Genomic DNA, 651 nt, shown 5'->3' on the forward strand with positions numbered 1-651 from the left:
TAAACCGGACGAAGAAGGCGTTTACTCGCGATTTCGAATCGACGGGTGAGGCAAGCAAGTGGTGGCAGCGAGTTGGGCGGAGGCGGAGTTCAGGGACATCGATTTGGGCGATCGGCGCCTGAACAGACGCGCGGTGCTATTGGCCGAGAGCCTGGCAAAGAATCCATCGGCGAGCATCCCGAGTGCTTGTGGTGGCTGGGCAGAAACGGCGGCTGCCTACCGCTTTCTGTCCCAGGACCGGCTGGAATGGCATGACATCCTGACGCCGCACTGGCAGTGCGCGACCGAGCGGATGCGGGCCTGCGAGGTGGTGCTGTGCATTCAGGACACGACGGAGCTGGACTTCGATGGCAAGGCAACCGCTGGCTTGGGGCCGTTGTCGTATGAAGCGCAGCGCGGCATGTATCTGCACCCGACGTACGCAGTGACGCCGGCGCGCGAGCCCCTGGGTGTGCTGGATGCGTGGATGTGGGCGCGTGAGCCGAAAGGTACTGATGGCAAGCGCGCCGGCCTCAAGGAAAGTACGCGCTGGATAGAAGGCTACGAGCGTGTGGCTGAGCAGGCGTTAGAGATGCCGGCGACGCGGCTGGTGTATGTCGCTGACCGGGAGGCCGACATCCTGGCGTTGATGGTGAAGGCACGCGATCTGCG

The 651-nt window shown here is 63.6% G+C and carries 1 protein-coding gene; it reads left to right on the top strand.

All coding sequences use genetic code 11. The annotated features are described in order from the left end of the window. Positions 1 to 97: 97 nt before the first annotated feature. Positions 98 to 651: transposase DNA-binding-containing protein (locus CF68_RS34390; RefSeq protein WP_035827906.1), on the top strand; the 554-nt coding region annotated here is incomplete at its 3' end.

It is taken from the genome of Cupriavidus sp. SK-4, assembly GCF_000611125.1.
Classification (GTDB): domain Bacteria; phylum Pseudomonadota; class Gammaproteobacteria; order Burkholderiales; family Burkholderiaceae; genus Cupriavidus; species Cupriavidus necator.